This window comes from Streptomyces sp., assembly GCF_036566765.1.
Taxonomy (GTDB): Bacteria; Actinomycetota; Actinomycetes; order Streptomycetales; family Streptomycetaceae; genus Streptomyces.
This window is the reverse complement of record NZ_DATCVQ010000019.1, coordinates 1-4,235: the sequence shown is the minus strand read 5'-3', so window position 1 is coordinate 4,235 and position 4,235 is coordinate 1. Positions and strand designations below refer to the sequence as shown.

Genomic DNA, 4,235 nt, shown 5'->3' with positions numbered 1-4,235 from the left:
TCGATCGCCTCCTCCCTGGATCGCACCTCGATCAGCGCGAAGCCGGCCACGGCCTCCTTGGCCTCGGCGAACGGCCCGTCCGTCACGGTGATCTCCTCACCGGACGAGCTCACCAGGATGCCGCCCGGCTCGAGACCGCCGGTGGCCAGCAGCGCACCGGAGGCCGTCAACTCCTCGATGAACTTGCCCATTTCGATGTACAGGGCCTCGTCGGGGGCGGCGTCGGAAGGCTTGGTCGTCATCAGGAAGCGCATGGGTACTCCTCTTCATCGTCGTGCCGTGTCGTGCCTCTGTCTGCCTACACGTCGAACGAAGCCATGTGACAGGGAACGCTCGGCATTCCCTGTCACATCATCGGATCGACGTGTCAGCGAGAACCGAACACGACGAACCCCAAAGGACCCCGCCATGAGCACCGTTGACCACCGCCGCACCGCTTCCACCGCCGCCGCCGCGACCGGCGCCCAGGCCGCCCAGCGCGCCACCCGCTCCCTGCTCACCTGCGCGGTCGTCGCCACTCCGCTCTGGGCGGTCGTCGCCCTGACCCAGGCCGCCGCCCGAGACGGCTTCGACATCACCCGCCACCCCCTGAGCGCGCTCAGCAACGGCGACCTCGGCTGGCTCCAGATCACCAACTTCCTGATCGTCGGCACCCTGCTCACCCTCGGAGCGACCGGCCTGCACCGAGCCCTGCACGGCACCCCCGGAGGCGCCTGGGCGCCGCGGCTGGTACGGGTCGCCGGCATCGGCATGATCGCCGCCGGAGTGTTCGTCATGGACCCCGCCGACGGCTTCCCCGTCGGCACCCCCTACGGAATGCCCGCCGAACTCACCTGGCACAGCTACGCCCACTTCGCCGCCGGCTCGATCACCTTCCTCTCGATGATCGCCGCCTGCTACGTCCTGGCCCGCCACTTCAACCGCGCCGGAAACCGCGGCTACACCCTGCTCGCCCGCATCGGCGGCACCGCCCTCCTGCTCGGCAACGGCTGGTCCATGACCGGCGGCAAGGCCGGCACGCTCACCCTGGCCGTGGGCGTCATGACCGCGATGCTCGCGATCTCCCTGATCGCGAACCGGTACCGCAGCAGCCACTGACCCGCCTGCGCCTACGAGCGAGGACGCCCCGCGAGAACGGCCCGGCTTCGGCCAGGCCGTTCTCGCATGCGCGTGCCGCCGAGGGGGCCCGCCACGACCCTCACGCCCCGTCGGACTCCGAGGCCAGCGGGACCTCGCCCGCGGTCTTGCTGAAGCCGAGGGCCTCGACGATGCGGCCGTCCGCGACCCGCATGACGTTGACGCCGCGCACCCACTCGTCGGGGCCGTCCCCGAAGCGGTAGGTCCACACGATCGTCGCGCGATCGCCCGCCACGATCGTCTCCTCCGGCGTGAACTGCGTGCTGCGGTCGTCGGCGAGCGCTGCCCACCAGGCCTCGCACGCTTCGCGGCCGCGGACCACCTCTCCCGTCGGCGCGGGCTGGACGCTCTCCATGACGCAGTCCTCGGCGATCAGGTCGACCAGGAGACCGGCCTCGTGCTCGACGAACGCACGGTTGAAACGGTCCATGACCTCGACGGTGCTGCGGACGGACATCGAATCCTCCTGCGGAGAGATGAGAGATCGACCATTCGGTCTACCTCAATAGATAGACCGGTTGTTCTACCGCGTCAAGAGCTGCCACAATCACGCCATGACGACCTCCGCCAACCCGGCAGCCAAGCCCGGGCCCCGTGAACGGCTGCTGCTCGCCGCCCAGCAGCTGACGTACACCTACGGCGTCGGCGTCGGCGTGGACGCCCTCCTCAAGGAGGCCGGCGTCGCCCGTCGTTCGCTGTACGAGCACTTCGGGGGCAAGGACGGACTCATCGCGGAGGTGCTGCGCCGCAGCACCTCCGAGGACGAGGCGGACTACCGCGCGACGCTGGCCGCCGCGGGCGACGACCCCCGGGCCCGGCTCCTCGCGGTCGTCGACCGGCTCGGCCGCATCGCGTCCGCCCCCGACTTCCACGGCTGCCGCTACCTCGCCGCCGACCTCGCCCTCACGGACCCGGCCCACCCCGGCCACGAGGTCACCCGGGCCTACCGGCGCACCGTCCACGGCCTGTTCGCCGACGAATTCCGCGCCCTCGGGCACACGCGACCGGAATTCGCCGCCGACCAGCTGCTCATCCTCGTCGACGGCCTTCTCGCCGCCGGCGCGACCCGCCCCGACATCCGTCCCGAGGCCGCCTCCCGCGAACTCGCGGAGCACATCATCGACTCGGGGCTCCCGCAGCCGTCATGACGGCCGGCCCAGCCGCAGGCCCCCGCTCAGCGACCCCCGCCTGACGACATGAACGCGGCCGCCAGCACCTTCGCCGCCACCACCGGGTGGAACAGAACGACCGGGGAGGCCGTCATGTTGACCACCTGCACGAAGCGGGACCACACGGCCGCGTCCTTCACCGCGACCCTGAAGAGCCGCGTGTTGTACCAGTGCGCGAACCGGGCGCCGGCCGGCTGCTGACTCGGGTTCCACATCAGGTCCGAGTTGGTGGACAGCGTCCAGGGGGCGAGAAGCATGCGCCCGACGCGCCGCTGGAAGTCCCGCGCGGCGCCGTCGAGCCCCCGCCCCGCGGCCCGCCGCCGACCGAGCATCCGGTGCAGCAGATCGGCCTCCATCGCGGCCACGGTGAGGCCCTGCCCGTACACCGGGTTGAAGACGCACACCGCGTCCCCGACCGCGACGAGCCGGTCGGGCCAGTCCTTGACGAGGTGGTACGGCCGCCACCGATTGTCGACGTTGGTGTAGCGGTACGTGGGCTCCTGGACGGTCCGGCGGGCGAGCTGCTCGGCCAGGTGCGGGTTGTCCAGGCCGTGGGCGAACTCCAGGTATCCGGCGTCGTCGGTCGGCGGCTGATCCTGGAACCCGAACAGCGAGCACGTCCACCGGCCGCCCTCGACGGCCAGGAGCACCCCGGCGCGGGCGACGCGCGGTGCGAACAGCATCTGATAGGCGACGAAGAAGTCCGGATGTCCTTCCTCGGGCCGGTCGAAGTTCATCGAGGTGTACGTGACCTTCGCCTTCACCGTCCGTTGCTCGGGAACCGTGACGCCCAGCTTGCCCAGCCACCCCTCCAGGGCACTGGACCGGCCCGAGGCGTCGACGACCAGATCGGCGGCCAGCTCGATCGTCCGGCCGGCGGACCGGCCACCGCCCTCCCCCTCGTCCTCGCTCCGGCGGTACGTCAGCCCACTCACCCGCCCCTGACCGTCGCGCACCAGGCCCGTGCACGAAGTGCCGGGCAGCAGGGTCACCTGCGGCAGGGCGAGGACCCTGCGGCGCAGCCGCCGTTCCAGCTCGTCGCGGGTGAACGTCTGGATCTCCACGCCGGTGCGGGTCCGCGGTGCGGTGCCGGCGGGCAGCAGGAAGTCGATGCCCTCCCCGTAGTCGAAGACCGGCGCCCCGGCCGCGCGCAGCTCCTCGCGCAGCCCGGGGAACAGCTTCTCCAGGACCTCGCCGCCCTTGGCCAGCATCGCGTGTGCGTGATAGCCCTGCGGTGCGCCCGGGTGGCTGCCGGTGTCCTCGTCGACGGGATCCCGCTCAAGGACGACCACCTCGTCGAAGAAGTCGGCCAGGACCCGCGCGGTCACGAGCCCCGCGTAACTCCCGCCGACGACCACCGATTTGCCCCAGTTCTGATGCTTCGTCATGCGCACCAGCATGCGCAGGCCGAAGCGCCCGCTCCTACGTCACACACCCCGCGCCGACCAGCGCAAAGGATCATTGAGGGCGCACGACCCCGGCGTGTGGCGCAGCCGCTCTGGGTGACATGCGGGCCCTGGTGAAGCAGCGCAGCGGCGATCACACGGGGTCGACGAGGGCCGACCACGTGTTCGGACCCACGATGCCGTCGGCGGTGAGGCGACGTGCGGTCTGGAAGGCGGTTACGGCCTGGGCGGTCCCCGGGCCGAACGCTCCGTCGGCGGTCACGGGGTGGCCGTGGGCGGTGAGCAGGCGCTGGGCGGCTGTCACAGCAGGGCCTCGGTCGCCGGCGCGGACGTCGACGATGAGGGCGTGCCATGTGTCCGGGCCGACGATGCCGTCGGGGGCGAGGGATCGGTCCCGCTGGTACGAGGTCACACGGGCAGTCGTCGCGGGGCCGAAGCGCGCGTCGGCGTCGGTACGGTATCCGTGGGCCACGAGCAGGAGTTGGATCGCGGCGACCGTCTCGCCCTCGGCGCCGGATCCGAC

At 71.5% G+C, this 4,235-nt stretch carries 6 protein-coding genes; 2 read left to right on the top strand and 4 right to left on the bottom strand.

All coding sequences use genetic code 11. The features are described 5' to 3' along the window. Positions 1 to 254, bottom strand: a 254-nt coding sequence (locus VIU94_RS01030; protein WP_331906473.1) for a YciI family protein, incomplete at its 3' end; no start/stop codon positions are given. 154 nt (positions 255 to 408) lie between these two features. Between VIU94_RS01030 and VIU94_RS01025 the strand changes: the two genes are divergently transcribed. Then, positions 409 to 1,098, top strand: coding sequence for a DUF998 domain-containing protein (locus VIU94_RS01025; RefSeq protein ID WP_331906471.1), 690 nt, complete (start codon positions 409 to 411; stop codon positions 1,096 to 1,098). 100 nt (positions 1,099 to 1,198) lie between these two features. Here the strand turns inward: VIU94_RS01025 and VIU94_RS01020 are convergent, their stop codons facing one another. Continuing rightward, positions 1,199 to 1,594 (bottom strand): nuclear transport factor 2 family protein, encoded by a 396-nt coding sequence (locus VIU94_RS01020; RefSeq protein ID WP_331906469.1) that lies wholly within the window; start codon positions 1,592 to 1,594, stop codon positions 1,199 to 1,201. A 97-nt stretch (positions 1,595 to 1,691) separates the two neighbouring features. On the opposite strand from VIU94_RS01020, the gene VIU94_RS01015 reads away from it, so the two are divergent. Continuing rightward, entirely contained in the window at positions 1,692 to 2,285 is a 594-nt protein-coding gene (locus tag VIU94_RS01015) for a TetR/AcrR family transcriptional regulator (protein ID WP_331906467.1), read from the top strand. Positions 2,286 to 2,311: 26 nt separating this feature from the next. Here VIU94_RS01015 and VIU94_RS01010 read toward each other — a convergent pair whose 3' ends face one another. Next, complete coding sequence (locus tag VIU94_RS01010; protein WP_331906465.1) at positions 2,312 to 3,694, bottom strand: FAD-dependent oxidoreductase; 1,383 nt, start codon at positions 3,692 to 3,694, stop codon at positions 2,312 to 2,314. A gap of 151 nt (positions 3,695 to 3,845) precedes the next feature. Next, a partial coding sequence (locus VIU94_RS01005; RefSeq protein ID WP_331906463.1) for a peptidoglycan-binding domain-containing protein occupies positions 3,846 to 4,235 on the bottom strand: 390 nt, incomplete at its 5' end.